Here is a 16,164-nt window from a genome sequence, read left to right as displayed (position 1 = left end):
ATTTGGTCGGGTCGTTGCATGCTGAGCCATCATTTGTGGTCGGATGCCGGCATTCCGGGAACACACCGCTACCTGATTGGAAACGCATTCCCCAATGGCGTCACAGTACGGCTATGGCGCATGGCGCCGGGCTCTGACTGAGGATCGAATGACAACACGCATCATCGCAGCTCTACTGGCGGCGCTACTCCACGCCCCGGCCGCCGTCGCCGATTACGGCAGCGCCACGGTCAGCCAAGTCACTAGCATCTACGACGGCGATACTTTCCGCGCAGACATTGCCGGTTGGCCGGCGATCATTGGCGAGCGGGTACCGATCCGCGTGAAGGGCGTCGATGCGCCAGAAATCCGCGCTCACTGCGATAGCGAGAAGCGTCTCGCGCGCCAGGCAAAACAGTTCACCGTGGCGGCACTACGCGGCGCGGATCATATCGAGCTGGAAGAGTTGGAGCGGGGCAAATACTTCCGGATCGCCGCGCGAGTCATGATCGCCGGCGAGGATCTGGCGACCGAGTTAGTCGCGGCGGGATTGGGCCGCCCCTATCAGGGCGGCCATCGAGCAGGCTGGTGTGAATCAGTGCTTTAAAGTTACTTGGTATTTACAGGTCATTAGGACTAGCCAACAACCTAATACCAGACCACGCAGGCTCATCAGCGACATTCGCAACGCGCAAAACCATTAGCCTATCGTCGTTATCGATAAAATGCTGGAAGTGCTCCCTCAACTTCTTCGCATTTGTTCCAGTGGCTTTAAAAAACCACTGAGACTCGGTCGTCTCGATGGCACCAAAGTTATCTAGTTCATCATATAGCTTCTGGTAATCACGCCTTTTCACTAGGTCGTACGTTAAGCAGAAAAGTGGCATAACCAACTCTCTCTGTTGAAATTATGAATTGCGGCTAGATATCTGCCCTGTGTCCGACAGATACAAGAAGATCACCTCGAAATCACTCGCATACTCTCCCAGCTTTTCTTCATGTAGCTCTAACCAATTACCATCGCCCCGGCGCGGTATCACATCCCGTAGATGCTCTCGGAACTCTTCTGCACCCGCTCGACCACCATGAACCTGAAAGAACTCATAGCAGCATCGGTAAAACGTTTTGTCATTGTTAGGGCCACGAGTGTGCCAAGTACTCATGCGATACCAAGGTTCGAACGCTTCAGCCAGTGTGATAGCCATCGTTGGTGTCTCTTGTTGGATGTCGTTTGCCGGATTGCGCGCCCGCCGCACCACGACGCCCACGCAATCAAGCGAAGTCGCCGGCACCGCCTGCCCGCCGCCCATAGGTACGAGCCGCAGATATCCGCCGATCCGGTGTGAGTGGTAAGCGCGCATCTCGTCGCACTCATCGCAGGCGAGAACCACGTCGCCATATTCAGCGATGCGGTTCTCGTCACCGACCAGCACATCGCCCTCGATCAGCTCGCCATCGACACCCGCATCCGGCGCGACTTCCACCAGAAAGCTCGAGGCCGGTAGATCGCTCACCGGCATTTCCTGAATCGCTGGGTGGTCGGCACACTCCGCCACCGGCCCGAGATAAGTCACTTTCATGATTCGTAGGTGGGCTCTTTTCAGCGGAAGTTATCGACGAAAGCCTGACGCATTTCGTTGCTATCATTGTCAGCGACAAACGATTGCCAACGGCGTTTGTCGCTGAGCTGCGTAAAGTCGACGCTGTAGTAGTCCTCGACCGCGCCGCGCTCGAGCGAAATCGCCCGGGCTTCTCCCTCAACCAGGATCGCCATATCAAGGCTCTTGAGCGTGGGCATGTCGCGGAAAAGTCGTGCGGACTCAAGAGCGAAAATCTTGTTGACCTTGTCTCCCGCCTCGAAGTAGTCGGGGAGCACCTTTGGTGCATGAAAAACGATCTCACCATGTCCATTCTTGAAATCCACGTCTTCGAGAATCGAGGGCGAAAAAATCCGTTGGACGCCAGCGCGGAAGCTGTCAACTTGGGCGAACTGCGATTCAGCTGCGGCGGGCTCTACATAGACTGTTTGGCCGAGTGAAAGCGCGAAAAATGCGCAGATTAGTCCCGCGAATTTCAATAGACGCATAGTATCCCCTTGCGTAGTGGCGCGGCTCTTTGTCCGCTGCCAGCTATATATTATTGGCCGACAACCTTAGTCACGTAGTTAACAAAAGCACTACACACCACGAGCATGTACAGAGCTTCATCGTAACCGATCTCATCCTCGTCGAGCATGCCGTGGCGAATGCCATTAGGCTGAGACGAAAATCCATATATCTTGCTGTAAGCCGCACTCATCGTTGGTGGGATCGTTTTCTGTTTCTCGAGCTCTTTCAACAATTGGCCCAGCGTGCCAGCTTTATCTCCGGTGACAATCTTACAAAGGCTCTCCAATGAGAGAACGGACTCTTTCACAGAGTTGCGATAGTCGCGATCAGTCTTACTCGTCAAGTAATGCAAGGCAGACGCAAGGTGCTGACCAACTGGAGAGAACCTGTCTGTTTGAGCGACGCCCTGTTCAATCGCTTTAATTTCAGTATCAGAAGTGACCTGAACCAATACAGTGCCTACGAACCGAAAACCTGAATTTTCGCGCTCGAGCTTATTGTTAAAAATATCTTTTAAGGCTACAGCATACTTCTCGATATTTTTGCTCTTAAACTCACCAATTGTCAGCGACCTTCTTCCATTCCCAATGTTTGATTCGACCCAATTAACCACAAACTCAAGAATGTCGTAGACTTCATACCAAGGTGATTCCGAAAATGTCCTAAATAATTTTTTAGCCTCGCTGTCGTGAAATAAGTCAATATAATGCGTGGGAAGTTTCAGGTGCGACTCGTATAAGGCGAGATAAAAGCGTCGTAGATAGTAAGATTCTTCGATGGCATGACCGGCGCGTAGGTACGATAAGAAGCCCTGATCAAAAGCATTCCACAATGAGTTCCTGAGCGCCATATCCATATCGTCAACTTGGACAGGACATTCAGCGTTAATTCCTAATACCCGCTGAGAAAATTTGCTCATACGAATTTAGCCCCCACTTTTCAACTGATCTCACCCAGCCGCGTTCTCACGCGACCAAGCACCGCAACCTCTTGCATCCGATCGCGCGCGATCATTTCTGGTTGGTAGTGCGTGTTATCGCTGATCAGGTACATCGCGCCACCGGCCAACCGCTGCACCCGCTTGATGCGCAGTTCCCCGCTGACCCACACCAGAAACACACCGGCTTGGGCAAAGTTCGTGTCGTCCAGATTGACGAACGTCCAGTCGCCATCGAATAGCGTTGGCTCCATCGAGTCGCCCCGCACCCGCACGCCAGCCAGACGAGCACCGACAAGATCGAGTTGCGACAGCGTCTCGGCGTCGATTGTGAACGTGCCTACGACGTTCTCGGTATCGAGCGAGCGGCCGGCACCAGCAGCGCCCTCAACATCATAAAGTGGGACAGCCGTGCCAGGGGGTGTTCGCTCTACTTCGAGAAGAGACGAATCGTTTCGGCTTTCTCCACGCACTCCCGTCAACACATATTGGACATCGACTCCCGCTATTGAAGCAGCTTCCAAATACTCGGCTCGCGGGCTTCTCTCGCCACTTTCATAGCTCGCCTGTGCACGTTTGGACACTCCACAAGCGCGCGCAAACTCATCCTGAGAAAGCGAAATGCGCAGCCTTTCGTGCTTGAGGCGCTCATGGATGTGCACCATTGTTCAACTTCCCTTTGACAAATGCTCGTTTGGGCTTTAGTTTTCTCACCAATGCACAAACGTGCACAAAAGAACGGAAATGCACCCTTAGGGCGTGCTCCAACGGGTACACACAACTCCACAAGGGAGACTAACACATGAACGTGCATTCCCCGGTAACGCGATCACCAAACGGCTGCAGTTGCCAGGTCATGACTCAAATCACCCCAGAGGAGCGTGATCAGCTCAAAAAGGTGGCAGCGGGTGAAAGCCGTTCACTATCCGCGACCGTGCGACTGATGACACTGCGCGGTTTGGAGCAGTACCAGAAAAGCCGTTCCGAAGCCGTCTCCTGATTCGCACAAGGAATCGTCGCCATGTACCAGGACCCAAAGCGCGTTCGCAGCAACAAGTGCACCGTTTACCTCGACGAGTACGAGGCCGCGATCATCCAGGCCCACGCCAACTACAACGGCATTTCTCGGGCCGAAATGATGCGCCAGCTCATGTTGCAGCAGGCCCGCACGGCACTCGGTATCGACCCGGCGTCGCTGAATACCACGGTGCCAGTGAGCGCCGGTTGAAAGAAGCCGTACATCAACCGTCTTTCCACCGTGCAAAACGGAGCTTCCATGCCGGAACAGACCATCGAATTCGATGAGCAGACCGCGGCGGTACTGGATGCCGTGCGCGAGCGCGAAGGCTTGGAATCCAGACAACAAGCGGCCGAGTTCCTGCTGCGCACCAGCATTCGCGAGAGCAACGCCAGACTCACCGGCCGGGGGCGAGCCCTCTACCAAGTAACAGGAGAACGACATTGAGGATCTGTTGCCCCCACTGCGGCGAACGATTGATGACTCGCACCAGCCGGCGCCCGTCGCCCGTGCTGTACGAGGTTTACGCCCAGTGCGCCAACGAGGCGTGCGGCTGGGGCGGCAAGCTCTATATCGAGTTCGCGAAGACATTCCAGTTGAGCCGCGCGCCGGACGCGGGCGTCTCGATTCCCATGCCGCTGGCAGTGCGCCGCCAAACGCTGGACCAGCTCGCCGCGCTCAACGGCTGACCGTCAACACAACGCCCCGCCGGGCACATCTCAGGAAAGACACCATGACTATCGCAACGCTCCCCGCCGGCCGTCAGGCTCGGCGGCTCCCAAAACTCGACCCGAAAAACGCCGCGACGGGCTATCTCCTGCGCTACTGCCGGGGGCTGGACCGTCGCGCAGCGCTCGAGAACTGCACGCTCTTTTTGATGAGCGAGCTCGCCATGCCGGAAGCGAAAGCCGAGCTTTCCGCGATTCACGCCAGCGCTGAACTCGAGTCACTCAATCAAGTCGCGTGGATCGATCTCGAATCCAGCACCGAGCATGTCGTCGTGCTGCGCACCGCCGGCGGCACGCCGATCTCGTTCACCGTTGGCGATCTACTCGCCACCCGTGAACAGGCCCGGGACCGGGGCGCGCTGCGCATCGTTCGCCCGCGCCCCCAGCAGTAACGCACCGCCCACACGCCGAACGCGAGGTCTCACCATGGCAGCCGCGACCCACGCCGTAACCGCCGAGAAACAACGTCACCTGTCGGTCGTCCAGCCGGACGGCCGCGCGGGCTTTGGCGCCCTGCGCGCCGAGCTGCACGCCCGCACCGAGGACAAGGATCTGGCCGAGCTGTGGGCCGATCTGAAACTGGCCGAGCGTAAGGCAGTTGCCGGAAGCGCCGGTATGGAAGCGAAGGATGCACTGCGCAGCATCGAGAGCCTGGGCAAGCACGATCGCGACGCTATCCGCGCTGCGATTGGCCGCATGAGCCGCTACGCCCAGCGCCTACGCCAGCAGCTGGAAACCTCGGCCCAGCCGTCATGCCAGATGGCACGCAATGCGCGCCAGGCACTGCTCGAGGATGACCGTCAGGCCGCGCTTCACTGGCTCAATCTGATTGAGCAGGGGGCGCAGTGAGCAACCTCACGTATCGCGATGTCGCTTACTCGCTGACCGACGCTCGCTTGCAAATCATTCAGCTCGCGAAGCAGGTCGATGAAGACGGCGATTCAGCAGCAGCCGACGTCCTGAGAGACGAGCAACGCCGCTTGGCGTCTTTCATCCACCAGATGGAGGGTCGCATTCTCGCTGCGCTTTCCCCACAAGTAGGTGAGCGCCGATGAGTGCCGTTGAACAGTCCCTTCTGTTCGGAACAACCGATTGCCACAAATGGCGTAAGGCCATCTTTGACCGTCTGCCGTCGCTCGCGGAGAGCCTTGCAGAGACGTTCGTAGAGATAGCCCAAAAACACGGTAACGCCGCCGGTAACACGTGGTTGCGCCGCCATAAATCTCGCTTCATCGATCCGGACCGCGTGTTCGACCGTTTCGAGACGCTCGCCATGGACCTGCGTCGGACGTTTGCCGAGATCCGCCGCCAAGGCTCCCGCACAAGTGGCCTGCTGGCCGCGTGCGACTGGCTGGCCGATGTCGAGAAATGTCTGGTGATCAACACGCTCAACGCGACGCATGACGACGACGCGCTATGCGACTACGCGAAGGCGCAGGCCATGGGCGTCGAGGATGCGCGCAACAAGTTCATCGGCAACATCGCCAGCCATAATCGCCGGCTGCGTCTGGGCCTGCTGACACCGCCCCGCCGACTGTCTCGTATTGAGGGTGAAACGACCTCGGCACGCGTGCGCTACGTGGCGGACATGATCGCCCAATCTCGCAATGCACTAACCCCACCACCGCCCAGCATTCCCCTGCTGGCCGTTTTCCGATGGGAACGTGCGCCGATCATGAGCATCGCGGTTGCCGATGAGATGGCGCTGAAGCAGGCGCGTGAACGTGCTCGCCTGCATGGCATCACACCGCCCAGCCCGAAGATGAAGCGCGGTGCGCAGATCTCCCGTCTGGCCTGCCCGAACTGGTGGCGTCGGCAACTGCGCCGACTTGCCGGTCGCCGAATCGAGCAGGTAATGCGTGAGGCTCGCCGCGTGCATAAACGCGCCGGTATCTACTGCAGCAACCTGACCATTGCACGCCGTCGCTCTCAGAAGATCCGCACCCGCTCTCTGTTGGAGATGTTCGAGGCGACCAATCAGGACGGCCAGACCTACACCCTCGCCGAGCTGGCAGAGCTAGGCCTGGCGAACCCGGATCATCGACGTGCCGAGCTGATGCTGAGAATCAGCGATACCGAGGCCGAGGCCAATCGCCTTGGGCATGTTGGGCTGTTCTACACCATCACCACGCCGTCGCGGTTTCACCCAGTTCAGGAACACAGCTCGCGGCGCAATCCTAAGTACGACGGCAGCACACCTCGCGAGGCACAGCAGCATCTGCAAAAGCTGTGGGCCCAGGCCCGCGCCTCTCTGGCTCGCGATGGACTGTCGATCTACGGCATCCGCGTGGTCGAACCGCACCACGACGGTACCCCGCACTGGCATCTGCTTGTCTGGGCGAAGCCAGATCATGTTGAGGCCGTGACGGAGACGCTGCGCAGTTACGCCGAGGCAGAGTCGCCGGAAGAGCTGTCGGACCGCTTCGGTCAGAAAAACACAGCTCGATTCAAGCTGGAGATCATGGATCGGGAGAAAGGCACCGCCGCCGGCTACGTCGCCAAATACATCTCGAAAAACATCAACGGCGAGCAGTTCGCCCGCGATGGCGTCGATGGCGACCATCTCGACAACTACGGCCACGATCTCGCCGATGTGGCGCCTCGAATTGAGTCATGGGCCGCTTGTTGGGGCATCCGACAGTTTCAGTTCGTCGGCCTGCCGAGCGTCACGGTCTGGCGCGAGGTGCGCCGCCTCACCGAGAAGCAGCAGGACGAGCTGAAGGCGTGGGAGGAAGCCACCAAGCCCCGAGCCTCCATTGCCCGCGTGCTGCATCAGATTCGTGAAGCTGCCCTTGGCGGCCACTGGGATCAGTTTCTCCGCCTGATGGGCGGTCCGAACACGCCTCGCAAGGATCAACCGATCAAGCCTTGGAGCATTCCCGCTTTCCGCACTGGTGAGGAAGAGGACGATTTCAGCCACGGCACCGGCGAGGTGAAAAGTGGGTTCGTCGAGCGCGGCCGTTACGGCGACGAGATCAAAGTGCCCAAGGGCCTAGTCGTGAAGGATCACAAGGGCCGCACGGCGGAGTACCTCACCCGTTTGTATCGCTGGAGCGTCCGGCCCAAGCGCAACGCCGCGGGCGGGAGTTTTTCGGGAGGCGGCGAAGCCGCCGACCCTTGGACTTGTGTCACTAACTGTACGGATCCCGGCACGGGGGCCGGCCAAAGCCTCATCCCTCGGAGCCTGCTGACGCCGAAAGAACTCACCCCGGAGGAGTTGGAGGCCCAACTCCAACGCTATCGAGAGTGGCGCGCCAGCGAACACGTCCGCCAAGAGATGGACGACGTCGATCTCGAGCACCGAATGATCCAGGCCGCCGTCCGGCGGCACCCGAAACCCGCCCCGCCGGAGAGGCAGGGCGTCCCCGAGTATTTCCCCGAGGGAATCTGACAGGAGATCGAACAATGCAGACCCAACGAATGATCGACCGCGGCGCCCGTGACGCCGAACGCCAGCGCCTGCTGGGCCACGACGAATGGTGCCGTCGGTTCGCCCTGCGCATCCACCGCCAGACCGGAGTTACCAACGACATCGCCAGCCAGGCGGCCGATGCAGCCTGGAATGACGCCGAGAACGAACGTCGCGCTCACCCAGCCGGCGGGCAGCCGGAACCGGAAACGGCAGCCGACGACGAACTCACCCACTGGAATGACTGACATGGCTGATATCGAGAGCACCCCAGTCGCGGAAAAAACCAAGATCTGCGTGAGCTGTGGAGAGGACTTCCCCGCAGACCGTGAGTTCTTCTACGGCGACCGTCGCCAGCCGGATGGCCTGAGAAGCACCTGTAAAGGCTGCTACAGCGAGTTGCCGAGCGTGCAAAAGCGAATGAAGGAGCGCCCCCATGGCTGATGCAGCAGACAACGCCGGTGTCGTCATCGAGCGCCATCTTTCCAACGCACTCGCCCAGCACCAACTGCCGGTGACCTTCGCCAGCGCGATGGATATCGACTGCGAGGAATGCGGCACCGAGATCCCCGAGGCCCGCCGTCAGGCCGCGCCCTGGGCAACTACCTGCATCGACTGCCAGTCGATCCGAGAAGCAAGGGGCCGTCATGTCCGGTGAACGTATCAAGCGGCTGTCGAATACCGCAGCCCTGCTTATCTTCGCGCTCGCAATCGGCATTGCTCTTCAGGCCGAAATCGCGCTGGCGTCCCGCGTAATGCCACGTATCGAGGTGATCGAGATCCGTGCGACCGATCGCGCCGAGACGGCGGACATGACCATCAACGATCCGCGCCCGGCGATGCCGGGCCGGTATCAGTACTGAGAGGCCGGACGATGGCTGGCAACCACCACGCCCGCGCGGCGGGCATCCTCTGCCGCGACCCCGTGTTCCGGCTCTACCTCGATCGCCGCGCCCGGGCCAAATTCGGCGCGGATGTGCCGGACGGCACACACACCGATCAGGACGCCAGCGAGTGGATCCGGAAGGCTTGCCGAGTGACGAGCCGAGCGGAGATCGACACTAACCAGCAAGCGGCGGCCACGTTCCGACTGATTCAAAACCGATTCAACCGATGGCGAGCTCGCCGCCCCAAAGAACAAGGAGCCTCCTCATGATGAGACATCACCAGGCAGAGATTCTCTACGCATCGGACGTGGCACAGCTGATGGGCAAGTCGCAGCAGGCGGTGACCAACCTCATCAAGCGGGAGAGCGACGCACTGCCGCCAGGCAGGTTTAAGGTCGGTCGCCTTTGGGCATGGAAGCGGACGCGAGTGATGGAATGGCTCGAGAACTTGGATGCCGAAGAGGCGACAGCGCAGCAAGAACCGCGCCGCCGACCGGGGCGACCACGCTCTACCCCAGCTTCTCCGCAAGCGCTGAGGGGTTGAGGTGGGTATATCGCCGCAGCATCCGCAAATCCTTGTGACCAGTGATCGCGGCGACCTCCATGATGTTGAGCCCTTTCTCGAAAAATCGCGACGTCGCCTCGTGGCGCAGATCGTGAAACCGCAGCCCCTCAACCTCCGCCGCTTTACAGCTCTTCTCGAAATAGTGCGTGACCGTATCGGGCCGCAGCGAGAAGAGCTGACCATCCAGCCTCGCCGGTAGCTCCTCAACCGCCGCGCGGGCCGCTCGCGAAAGAGGCACCGCTCGACTGGTGCCATTCTTCGTCTCGGCCAGGTAGGCCACACTCCCCCTCACATCCGACCGTTTCAGCCCTATCAACTCGCCCCGCCGCATGCCGCTCTCGACGGCCAGCGTGATCAATCGCGGCATCTCAACGTGAAGCGCGCCTGCTGCCTCCATCAGCCCGGCAAGCTCATCATCCGTTACGCGGCGCTCTCGATCCTTGTTCAGCTTCGGCTTTCGAATCTTCGCGCACGGATTGTCGACTGGCATCCCCCATTCTTTGATCGCGATGGTGTAAAGGTGCGACAGCAACGCCAGGTCGCGGCGAACCGTCGAACCCGACGCGATCTCGAGCCGTTGATCGCGATACAGTGCGACGTCGGATGACCGGAGGGTCGAGAGTGTGAATCGTCCGAGATCTCGTGCGAGGATCGCGAGCCGCGATCGCTCGTTCCGATAGCTCTTCTTATGGACCGATATCTCCCGCTCGTAACGCTCGAGCGCTGCCGCGATTGTCAGCGCGTCGGCCTCGCGAGTGTCGACGAACCGGGACTGGCTCATCTCGGTTTCGATCTGCTTCGCCCAACGCTCGGCATGCGCCTTCGTGTCGAACGTCGCGCTGAGTTGCGGATAGCCTTTCTTGCGAATGATCGCTCGCCAAGAGCCGGAGCGTTTTTGGAACGTAGCCATAGCGTTACCTGCGGAGATGTACCGCAAGTGTGCCAAATACTGGATAAAAAGGAAGTGGTGCAAGGCAGGATCGGGCGCAAACCCTTGATATACCTGGTGCCGGTAAGTGGACTCGAACCACCGACCTACGCATTACGAATGCGTTGCTCTGCCAGCTGAGCTATACCGGCCAGGCGGCGCCTATGATAATCATCAACGCCATGACGGACAACTGGAAACGTCATCCGCAAATCGTCGTGAAACAGACGGTTGGCGTTGAGGCTTTGGGTGTCACCCGCAGTCAATCCAAGGGGGTTGCGTCGGGGCCGGGCGCGGGGGCGATTCCGCCGTCACCTTGCGCTGCGCCGGTATCCAGCGACAGGCCGCCGCCCAATGCCTGGACGAGCTGAACCGAGCGGTCGAGGCGCTGGGTGTCGAGCTGGCTCAGCTTCTGCTCGGCGGAGAGCAGCTGCTGCTCGCTGCTGAGCACGTCGAGATAATCGGCCATGCCGGCGCGGTAGCGCTCTTCGGCCAGACTGTAGGCGGAACGGGCACTCTCCAGCGCGTTCTGCTGGCTCGCCCGTTGGCGGTCGAGCGACTGCAGCGTGGTGATATCGTCCGCGACTTCCCCCAGCGCGGAGACGATGGTCTGGTTGTATCGCGCCACCGCCAAATCGTAGTCGGCGTCGGTGCTTTCCAGATTGGCGCGCAGTTGGCCGCCGTCGAAGATCGGCAGCGAGATCGCCGGCGTGACGCTGCCGGACTTCGCCGCTTCGCTGAAGAAGTAGTCGCCCAGCACCGAGCGAAACCCGGCCATCGCCGACAGATTGATGTTGGGATAGAACCGGGCCTTGGCTGCCTCGATGCTCTTGGAAGCGGCTTCGACCCGCCAGCGCGCGGCGACGACATCCGGCCGATGGCCGATCAGCTCGGCGGGAATCACGCTGGGCAGCGCGGCGATGGCGGGCGAGAGCGCGGTGGGCCGGGGGATCGCCTCCCCGCGATCGGGCCCCTTGCCCAGCAGAATCGCCAGCGAAATGCGTTCGCTGCGGATCGACTGTTCGGCGGATTCCACGGCCTGGCGCGCACTGGCGGCGGTCACTCTGGACTGCAGGCTTTGCGACTGGTTGTTCAAGCCGGCCTGAAGCAGTTCGTCGTTGATGTCGTTGATCCGCTGCGCCCGATCCAGCTGGCGCTGGGCCACGTCTCGGGTGGCGTAGGCATCGGCCAGACTGACGTAGGCTCGCGCCACGTTGACCGATAGCGTCAGCCCGGCGGCGCGAAACTCGATCTCCTGCGCTCGCGCTTCGCCGAGCGCGGCTTCCCACGCGGCACGGGTGCCACCCCAGAGATCCAGGTCATAGTCGAACGACACCAACAGCGAGCGAGACGTGGAGTAGAAGTTGCCCTGCCCTTGCGGATCCTCGACTTTCGACACCCGAGATCGCGAGATGTCGGCGGAAGCATCCAGGCTCGGCAGCCGGCTGGCTTTCGCCGAGGCGATGGCGGCGTTGGCCGAACGCAGCCGCGCCTGGGCGATTGCAATATCCGGTGAGTCGCCCAGCGCTTCCTGAATCAGGTCGTCGAGTTCGGAGTCGCCGAGCTGCTTCCACCAATCGGCCTCGGGCCACGCCGCCGGCGATACCGGCGCATGGCCGAGGATCTGCTGTGCACTGAGGCGGCTGATGGGGGTCAGCGTCTGTTGCGGTTCGATACCGGCGTAGTTGGCGCAACCTGCAAGTGTGGTTACCGCGATCGTGGCGCCGCCAATCCACCGGGCGGTGCCACACATGAGTCGAATCGAGTCGGACATCCGTTTCCTGGTACTGATGCTATTGGGTAATAAAGCTGTCTGGTAATGATGCTGCCTGGGATGTGGCCCGAAGAGAGCGCAGCCAGGCGCAGCGATTTAGTTAGCATATTAACAATCAATCCACCCAGACAGCTATCGCATCAATACTCCCGGATTTCCGGCGTGGTCCTGGAGCCGTTCTCTGTCCCGGCTTCAGCAGACGAGTCCGCGGATGCCGTCTCGCCCGGTGGCAGTTTGGCGGCTTCCTCCTGCTCCTGGCGATAGAGCGACCAGGCAACGATGAACAGCGCCGCGATCAACGGGCCGAGTACGAAGCCGTTGATGCCCATCAGGGTCATCCCGCCGACCGTCGAGATCAGCACCACGTAGTCCGGCAGCTTGGTCTCCTTGCCGACCAGCGGCGGACGCAGGAAGTTGTCGACGAGGCCGATGACCACCACGCCGACGAAGATCAGGATCGCGCCCTTGACGTAGGCGCCGGTGATCAACAGATAGGTGGCCACCGGCACCCATACGATGGCCGAGCCGATCGCCGGCAGCAGCGAGAGGAACGCCATCATCACGCCCCACAGCAGCGCGGCTTCGATGCCCAATGCCCAGAACGCCACGCCGCCGATCGCGCCCTGCACGATGGCGATGATGACATTGCCCTTGACGGTGGAGCGCACCACGGCGGTGAACTTGTCGATCAGCTTGTAGGTGTACTCGTCGCTCAGCGGGATCGTGATACGAATATGCTGACCGAGCGAGCGGCCGTCCCGGAACATGAAGAACAGCAGATAGAGCATGATGCCGGAGCTGACCAGGAACTGAAGCGTGTTCTGGCCGATGCTCAACATGTGTGTGGCGATCAGTCGACTGCCCTGTTCGAGTGCGGATGCCAGGCGATTGCTGATATCGGACAGGCTCCCGAAGCCGGCGTCACCGAGCCAGGTCTGCGCCGATGTCGGCAGCGAACTCTGGAACTGCTGAATATAGGCGTTGAAGTCGATGTCCCCGCTGCCCACGCGCTGGTAGACGCTGGCGCCTTCCCGCACCAGGGCACCGAAGATCAGTGACATCGGAATGATGACGATGAACAGACAGGCCAGCACGCTGATGAGCGCCGCGATGTTATGTCGGCCTTCGAGGCGAGCTTCCAGTCGACGATGCATGGGCTGAAACAGGATTGCCAGAATCACGGCCCACAGCACGGCACCGTAATACGGCAACAACAACCAGACGAAGGCGATGGACACTAGCGTCAGCAATAGGATGAACGCTTTGTGCTGGCTCAGAGAACTCATGAGGATTCCGAATCGAAGGGACTTGTTCACCAAGCATAGCGGTCACAGCGTGCAAACGTTTAGTGAAGAATGCAGGTAACCGCATTCCCCCACGTATTGGTGACGAATCCGGTAAAAGTCAGCGTTAGCGAGGCTCGAAAACAAGGGCACGGGAACGATCACACGGACAGTAGGGGGACATGGACAGGAAAGCGCCAAGCCTCACGGCTGAGCGCTGGTCCTGAAACCTTTCCTTGTCCACTCGAACGAGCTTCCTGCTCTCTGCCTCCCTGCCGATGATATCGTCGCCTTCCTGGCTCTTGCCGTCCCAACGTGACTGATCTCGATGACAGAACGGTGACGCCCCACCCCATCCATTCGTCGTAGTCCTCGGATTTCATTGAAGAACTGACGACACCGCGGACACGACATGGCGGAATTACAAAAGTTTTCAAAATTCGCGAGTGCTGCCGTCCCAATGGATTCAGCGGCTTAGTGAACAAAATTTAACGCAGGATAACTTAGCCTGACACGGCGTCTCGTACAAGGCTTGTACAGCACTAGCGGGGTGTGCCAGCATGAAATCGTCAGCCGGCACGGAAAGCCGGGCAGCACCGGGCAAGGACGCCCAGCATCAAGCGGCAAGGATTGCCACCATTCTGGTTGGTCGATCGACCAACCCAAGCCAGGGAGGGCTGATCATGAAAGACACTATCTCATGCACCCGCTGCGGTAACGCTCAATCGGTTTCAGTCGAAGCACTGGAGGACTGGGACGAAATCAGTTGTTCCGAATGCGGAGATTTTCTCGACACCGTGGGTCACTGGACGGACTCGCACGCTCCCAACTACTCGATGCAGATTCTCAATCAGTGCCGCAGTCTGACACTGAAAATGGCACGAGAAAATCGTCCCCTGAACGATCACTACCCCACCCTGAGGGCCACGGCATGATCCGGGTGACATTGGAACTTAGCTGTTCGGTCTGTTCGCACCAGCAGTTTTATCTGCCGGTGAACGCCAGCGAAGGCGCCAATGTCCGCTGTGCCAACTGCAGCGCCTTCAAGTGCAAGACGCTGGATCTGGAGAAAGCGCTGAGCGCAATACAGCGCTCCCGCCTCGGCCATCATCCGGCGGCCGCCTGATCGACATCGACGTCTTTCGAACCGTCGTCGTCAAAGCCACAGCTTCGAAACCGCCTGCGACAGGCGGTTTTTTGTCGTCAGCAGACTACTATAGACATCGGGCCCGCAAGGGATCGATGCAAGGGGATCATCATGGTCGATATCGCGCAACTCCAAAGCTATATCAAGGACGAGATTCTCAACTGCCAGCAGCAGCTGACGGATTTCAAACAGGAACTGAATACCTGCAAGGAGCAGTTGCGCGTCTTGCAGAGCAACATCGAGGGGTGGATCGCGGCGCTGGAAATGGAGGGCATCGACGTTCGCTACGAAGATACTTCTCACACGCTCGAGAAATTCGACGAGACCTTCGAGCTGACCCTGCGCGAACTGACCATCTCGCTGGGTAGCTGCAAGCTGCACGTCGAACCGGAAGAACAGTACCTTCACGGCAATCGCGTACTGCTGTTTGCCTCATCGGACGAAGACGACATCAAGGAGATCATCGAGTCCGAGGGGGAGTATTACTTCACCGACCTGCAGTTCGGCCAGAAGCGTGACCTGTCCAAGTACGTGCCTCTGAATGAGGAAACCTTCTACAAGCTGCTTTACGCCTGGCTCAGAGCCTGAACCGACGCGTCTGCCGTCGGCTCGGTTGATAAAAAAAGCCCCGAACCGAGTCGGGGCCAAATGTGTTTCGCGGGAATCGAAACCGAGCGCAGCTTAGCTTAAGCGCTGCTTAATAAAACGCCGACAAGCGCGTCATTTCGCACTCAATTCGATATCAGTAGCGCTTTGATACGGCTAGCCGGGTTTTTAGTCCTGCTTGCGTGGTCTGCCCTGAGGGCCAATGGGCCGGTTCAACGCGATCTCGATTGCCCGCTCGCGCTCGATGCCACTGTCGATCAGTTTCCTGATTCTTGTCTTTAGCGTGCCGAGGGGGACGTTATTTATTATCGCCTTGGCGTTAAGGCTTCCTGCCACGGGAACATTCGTTCTTCTAGGGACGAGCAGCCGCTGCTCGTGAGACGTGATCTTCACCGAGGACTTCCTTGGAGACATGAGCTCCTGTGTTCAAGCGAGAGAAAACGACACTAACGGGGAAGCCGAGACCTTGCAGGCGGACTCGGAATCAGGAAACTAGTTCTTTTTATCGGCGCCGACCAATACTTTTATCGGCAGAATTCGATTCCCGATCATCCATTCGATTCTATCGGATCGAGACAGCGCCGGTGACCTCGCCACGGTAAGCGCGATTTCTCCTTTGTCGGCAGGAAAATCTCGGGACATCCGAAAAGTGAGTATTCGCTAATTCGCCAACCAGCGCCCATACTCAAGATCACGATCTGCTCGGATTCTCGCTAGACGCGTGCCGATCATCAAAGGTCGGTTATCACTTCCTGCGACTCCCCCCACCTCGTAGAACGCCGTGACGGTCGTTCA

General features: G+C 59.5%; 23 protein-coding genes and 1 tRNA gene. 16 read left to right on the top strand and 8 right to left on the bottom strand.

Going from position 1 to position 16,164, the window contains the following annotated elements:
• Positions 1-148 precede the first annotated feature (148 nt).
• Complete coding sequence (locus BTW07_RS05640; protein ID WP_075569193.1) at positions 149-586, top strand: thermonuclease family protein; 438 nt, start codon at positions 149-151, stop codon at positions 584-586.
• Between the two features lie 301 nt (positions 587-887).
• Here BTW07_RS05640 and BTW07_RS05630 read toward each other — a convergent pair whose 3' ends face one another.
• Genes BTW07_RS05630 through BTW07_RS05615 form a run of 4 tightly spaced genes read right to left on the bottom strand, consistent with a single transcriptional unit; the run spans position 888 to position 3,689 of the window.
• A complete protein-coding gene (locus tag BTW07_RS05630; protein ID WP_075569191.1) occupies positions 888-1,559 on the bottom strand; it encodes a S24/S26 family peptidase in 672 nt (223 codons plus the stop codon).
• A 20-nt stretch (positions 1,560-1,579) separates the two neighbouring features.
• Positions 1,580-2,065, bottom strand: coding sequence for a hypothetical protein (locus tag BTW07_RS05625; RefSeq protein WP_075569190.1), 486 nt, complete (start codon positions 2,063-2,065; stop codon positions 1,580-1,582).
• A gap of 50 nt (positions 2,066-2,115) precedes the next feature.
• Positions 2,116-3,006 carry an AbiJ-NTD4 domain-containing protein gene (locus BTW07_RS05620; protein WP_144076840.1) on the bottom strand — a complete coding sequence of 297 codons (891 nt, stop codon included), beginning with the start codon at positions 3,004-3,006 and terminating at the stop codon, positions 2,116-2,118.
• Positions 3,007-3,026: 20 nt separating this feature from the next.
• Entirely contained in the window at positions 3,027-3,689 is a 663-nt protein-coding gene (locus BTW07_RS05615) for an XRE family transcriptional regulator (RefSeq protein WP_075569188.1), read from the bottom strand.
• Positions 3,690-3,826: 137 nt separating this feature from the next.
• Between BTW07_RS05615 and BTW07_RS19580 the strand changes: the two genes are divergently transcribed.
• Genes BTW07_RS19580 through BTW07_RS05560 form a run of 12 tightly spaced genes read left to right on the top strand, consistent with a single transcriptional unit; the run spans position 3,827 to position 9,042 of the window.
• On the top strand, positions 3,827-4,024 hold the full coding sequence (locus BTW07_RS19580) for a hypothetical protein (protein ID WP_144076838.1): 198 nt from the start codon (positions 3,827-3,829) through the stop codon (positions 4,022-4,024).
• A 21-nt stretch (positions 4,025-4,045) separates the two neighbouring features.
• Positions 4,046-4,252: a ribbon-helix-helix protein, CopG family gene (locus BTW07_RS05610; protein ID WP_075569187.1), complete on the top strand. Its 207-nt coding sequence runs from the start codon at positions 4,046-4,048 to the stop codon at positions 4,250-4,252.
• 48 nt (positions 4,253-4,300) lie between these two features.
• Positions 4,301-4,489 carry a hypothetical protein gene (locus tag BTW07_RS05605; protein WP_075569186.1) on the top strand — a complete coding sequence of 63 codons (189 nt, stop codon included), beginning with the start codon at positions 4,301-4,303 and terminating at the stop codon, positions 4,487-4,489.
• Positions 4,486-4,731, top strand: coding sequence for an ogr/Delta-like zinc finger family protein (locus tag BTW07_RS05600; RefSeq protein ID WP_158025861.1), 246 nt, complete (start codon positions 4,486-4,488; stop codon positions 4,729-4,731). Before BTW07_RS05605 ends, BTW07_RS05600 begins: the two co-directional genes overlap by 4 nt.
• 44 nt (positions 4,732-4,775) lie before the next feature.
• Positions 4,776-5,162: a hypothetical protein gene (locus tag BTW07_RS05595; protein WP_075569184.1), complete on the top strand. Its 387-nt coding sequence runs from the start codon at positions 4,776-4,778 to the stop codon at positions 5,160-5,162.
• A gap of 34 nt (positions 5,163-5,196) precedes the next feature.
• Positions 5,197-5,619 (top strand): hypothetical protein, encoded by a 423-nt coding sequence (locus BTW07_RS05590; RefSeq protein ID WP_075569183.1) that lies wholly within the window; start codon positions 5,197-5,199, stop codon positions 5,617-5,619.
• Positions 5,616-5,825, top strand: a complete 210-nt coding sequence (locus tag BTW07_RS05585; protein WP_075569182.1) for a hypothetical protein — start codon at positions 5,616-5,618, stop codon at positions 5,823-5,825. Before BTW07_RS05590 ends, BTW07_RS05585 begins: the two co-directional genes overlap by 4 nt.
• Entirely contained in the window at positions 5,822-8,161 is a 2,340-nt protein-coding gene (locus BTW07_RS05580; protein ID WP_083941557.1) for a replication endonuclease, read from the top strand. The genes BTW07_RS05585 and BTW07_RS05580 overlap by 4 nt, the downstream gene beginning before the upstream one ends.
• Before the next feature lie 14 nt (positions 8,162-8,175).
• Entirely contained in the window at positions 8,176-8,427 is a 252-nt protein-coding gene (locus BTW07_RS05575; protein ID WP_075569180.1) for a hypothetical protein, read from the top strand.
• Between the two features lies 1 nt (position 8,428).
• Positions 8,429-8,623, top strand: a complete 195-nt coding sequence (locus BTW07_RS05570; protein ID WP_075569179.1) for a hypothetical protein — start codon at positions 8,429-8,431, stop codon at positions 8,621-8,623.
• Positions 8,616-8,837, top strand: coding sequence for a TraR/DksA C4-type zinc finger protein (locus tag BTW07_RS05565; RefSeq protein ID WP_075569178.1), 222 nt, complete (start codon positions 8,616-8,618; stop codon positions 8,835-8,837). Before BTW07_RS05570 ends, BTW07_RS05565 begins: the two co-directional genes overlap by 8 nt.
• The gene (locus tag BTW07_RS05560; protein ID WP_075569177.1) at positions 8,827-9,042 is read left to right on the top strand and encodes a hypothetical protein; all 216 of its coding nucleotides are present in this window, start codon (positions 8,827-8,829) and stop codon (positions 9,040-9,042) included. The genes BTW07_RS05565 and BTW07_RS05560 overlap by 11 nt, the downstream gene beginning before the upstream one ends.
• Positions 9,043-9,575: 533 nt before the next feature.
• Here BTW07_RS05560 and BTW07_RS05545 read toward each other — a convergent pair.
• The 4 genes from BTW07_RS05545 to BTW07_RS05530 form a co-directional block, all read right to left on the bottom strand.
• Positions 9,576-10,541, bottom strand: a complete 966-nt coding sequence (locus tag BTW07_RS05545) for a tyrosine-type recombinase/integrase (protein ID WP_075569300.1) — start codon at positions 10,539-10,541, stop codon at positions 9,576-9,578.
• Between the two features lie 94 nt (positions 10,542-10,635).
• A tRNA-Thr gene (locus tag BTW07_RS05540) sits at positions 10,636-10,711 on the bottom strand.
• A gap of 110 nt (positions 10,712-10,821) precedes the next feature.
• Entirely contained in the window at positions 10,822-12,333 is a 1,512-nt protein-coding gene (locus tag BTW07_RS05535) for an efflux transporter outer membrane subunit (RefSeq protein WP_208605372.1), read from the bottom strand.
• Positions 12,334-12,473: 140 nt separating this feature from the next.
• Positions 12,474-13,619 (bottom strand): AI-2E family transporter, encoded by a 1,146-nt coding sequence (locus tag BTW07_RS05530; RefSeq protein ID WP_075569174.1) that lies wholly within the window; start codon positions 13,617-13,619, stop codon positions 12,474-12,476.
• Positions 13,620-14,176: 557 nt separating this feature from the next.
• On the opposite strand from BTW07_RS05530, the gene BTW07_RS19575 reads away from it, so the two are divergent.
• The 3 genes from BTW07_RS19575 to BTW07_RS05520 all read left to right on the top strand — a co-directional run bounded on the left by BTW07_RS19575 (position 14,177) and on the right by BTW07_RS05520 (position 15,351).
• A complete protein-coding gene (locus BTW07_RS19575; protein WP_144076836.1) occupies positions 14,177-14,551 on the top strand; it encodes a hypothetical protein in 375 nt (124 codons plus the stop codon).
• Positions 14,552-14,556: 5 nt separating this feature from the next.
• Positions 14,557-14,742, top strand: a complete 186-nt coding sequence (locus BTW07_RS05525; protein WP_144076834.1) for a hypothetical protein — start codon at positions 14,557-14,559, stop codon at positions 14,740-14,742.
• A gap of 132 nt (positions 14,743-14,874) precedes the next feature.
• Entirely contained in the window at positions 14,875-15,351 is a 477-nt protein-coding gene (locus BTW07_RS05520) for a hypothetical protein (protein WP_075569172.1), read from the top strand.
• Positions 15,352-16,164: the final 813 nt, after the last annotated feature.

Source organism: Salinicola socius, from assembly GCF_001937195.1.
In the GTDB taxonomy this organism is placed as follows: Bacteria; Pseudomonadota; Gammaproteobacteria; order Pseudomonadales; family Halomonadaceae; genus Salinicola; species Salinicola socius.
Note: the sequence above shows the minus strand (reverse complement) of the source record. Positions and strands in the feature narration are given on the sequence as shown.

What these genes read in the sequence shown, in the direction of transcription:
- BTW07_RS05640 (WP_075569193.1), top strand. Translation starts at nt 149, where the DNA reads ATGACAACACGCATCATCGCAGCTCTACTGGCGGCGCTACTCCACGCC.
- BTW07_RS05630 (WP_075569191.1), bottom strand. Translation starts at nt 1,559, where the DNA reads ATGAAAGTGACTTATCTCGGGCCGGTGGCGGAGTGTGCCGACCACCCA.
- BTW07_RS05625 (WP_075569190.1), bottom strand. Translation starts at nt 2,065, where the DNA reads ATGCGTCTATTGAAATTCGCGGGACTAATCTGCGCATTTTTCGCGCTT.
- BTW07_RS05620 (WP_144076840.1), bottom strand. Translation starts at nt 3,006, where the DNA reads ATGAGCAAATTTTCTCAGCGGGTATTAGGAATTAACGCTGAATGTCCT.
- BTW07_RS05615 (WP_075569188.1), bottom strand. Translation starts at nt 3,689, where the DNA reads ATGGTGCACATCCATGAGCGCCTCAAGCACGAAAGGCTGCGCATTTCG.
- BTW07_RS19580 (WP_144076838.1), top strand. Translation starts at nt 3,827, where the DNA reads ATGAACGTGCATTCCCCGGTAACGCGATCACCAAACGGCTGCAGTTGC.
- BTW07_RS05610 (WP_075569187.1), top strand. Translation starts at nt 4,046, where the DNA reads ATGTACCAGGACCCAAAGCGCGTTCGCAGCAACAAGTGCACCGTTTAC.
- BTW07_RS05605 (WP_075569186.1), top strand. Translation starts at nt 4,301, where the DNA reads ATGCCGGAACAGACCATCGAATTCGATGAGCAGACCGCGGCGGTACTG.
- BTW07_RS05595 (WP_075569184.1), top strand. Translation starts at nt 4,776, where the DNA reads ATGACTATCGCAACGCTCCCCGCCGGCCGTCAGGCTCGGCGGCTCCCA.
- BTW07_RS05590 (WP_075569183.1), top strand. Translation starts at nt 5,197, where the DNA reads ATGGCAGCCGCGACCCACGCCGTAACCGCCGAGAAACAACGTCACCTG.
- BTW07_RS05580 (WP_083941557.1), top strand. Translation starts at nt 5,822, where the DNA reads ATGAGTGCCGTTGAACAGTCCCTTCTGTTCGGAACAACCGATTGCCAC.
- BTW07_RS05575 (WP_075569180.1), top strand. Translation starts at nt 8,176, where the DNA reads ATGCAGACCCAACGAATGATCGACCGCGGCGCCCGTGACGCCGAACGC.
- BTW07_RS05570 (WP_075569179.1), top strand. Translation starts at nt 8,429, where the DNA reads ATGGCTGATATCGAGAGCACCCCAGTCGCGGAAAAAACCAAGATCTGC.
- BTW07_RS05565 (WP_075569178.1), top strand. Translation starts at nt 8,616, where the DNA reads ATGGCTGATGCAGCAGACAACGCCGGTGTCGTCATCGAGCGCCATCTT.
- BTW07_RS05560 (WP_075569177.1), top strand. Translation starts at nt 8,827, where the DNA reads ATGTCCGGTGAACGTATCAAGCGGCTGTCGAATACCGCAGCCCTGCTT.
- BTW07_RS05545 (WP_075569300.1), bottom strand. Translation starts at nt 10,541, where the DNA reads ATGGCTACGTTCCAAAAACGCTCCGGCTCTTGGCGAGCGATCATTCGC.
- BTW07_RS05535 (WP_208605372.1), bottom strand. Translation starts at nt 12,333, where the DNA reads ATGTCCGACTCGATTCGACTCATGTGTGGCACCGCCCGGTGGATTGGC.
- BTW07_RS05530 (WP_075569174.1), bottom strand. Translation starts at nt 13,619, where the DNA reads ATGAGTTCTCTGAGCCAGCACAAAGCGTTCATCCTATTGCTGACGCTA.
- BTW07_RS19575 (WP_144076836.1), top strand. Translation starts at nt 14,177, where the DNA reads ATGAAATCGTCAGCCGGCACGGAAAGCCGGGCAGCACCGGGCAAGGAC.
- BTW07_RS05520 (WP_075569172.1), top strand. Translation starts at nt 14,875, where the DNA reads ATGGTCGATATCGCGCAACTCCAAAGCTATATCAAGGACGAGATTCTC.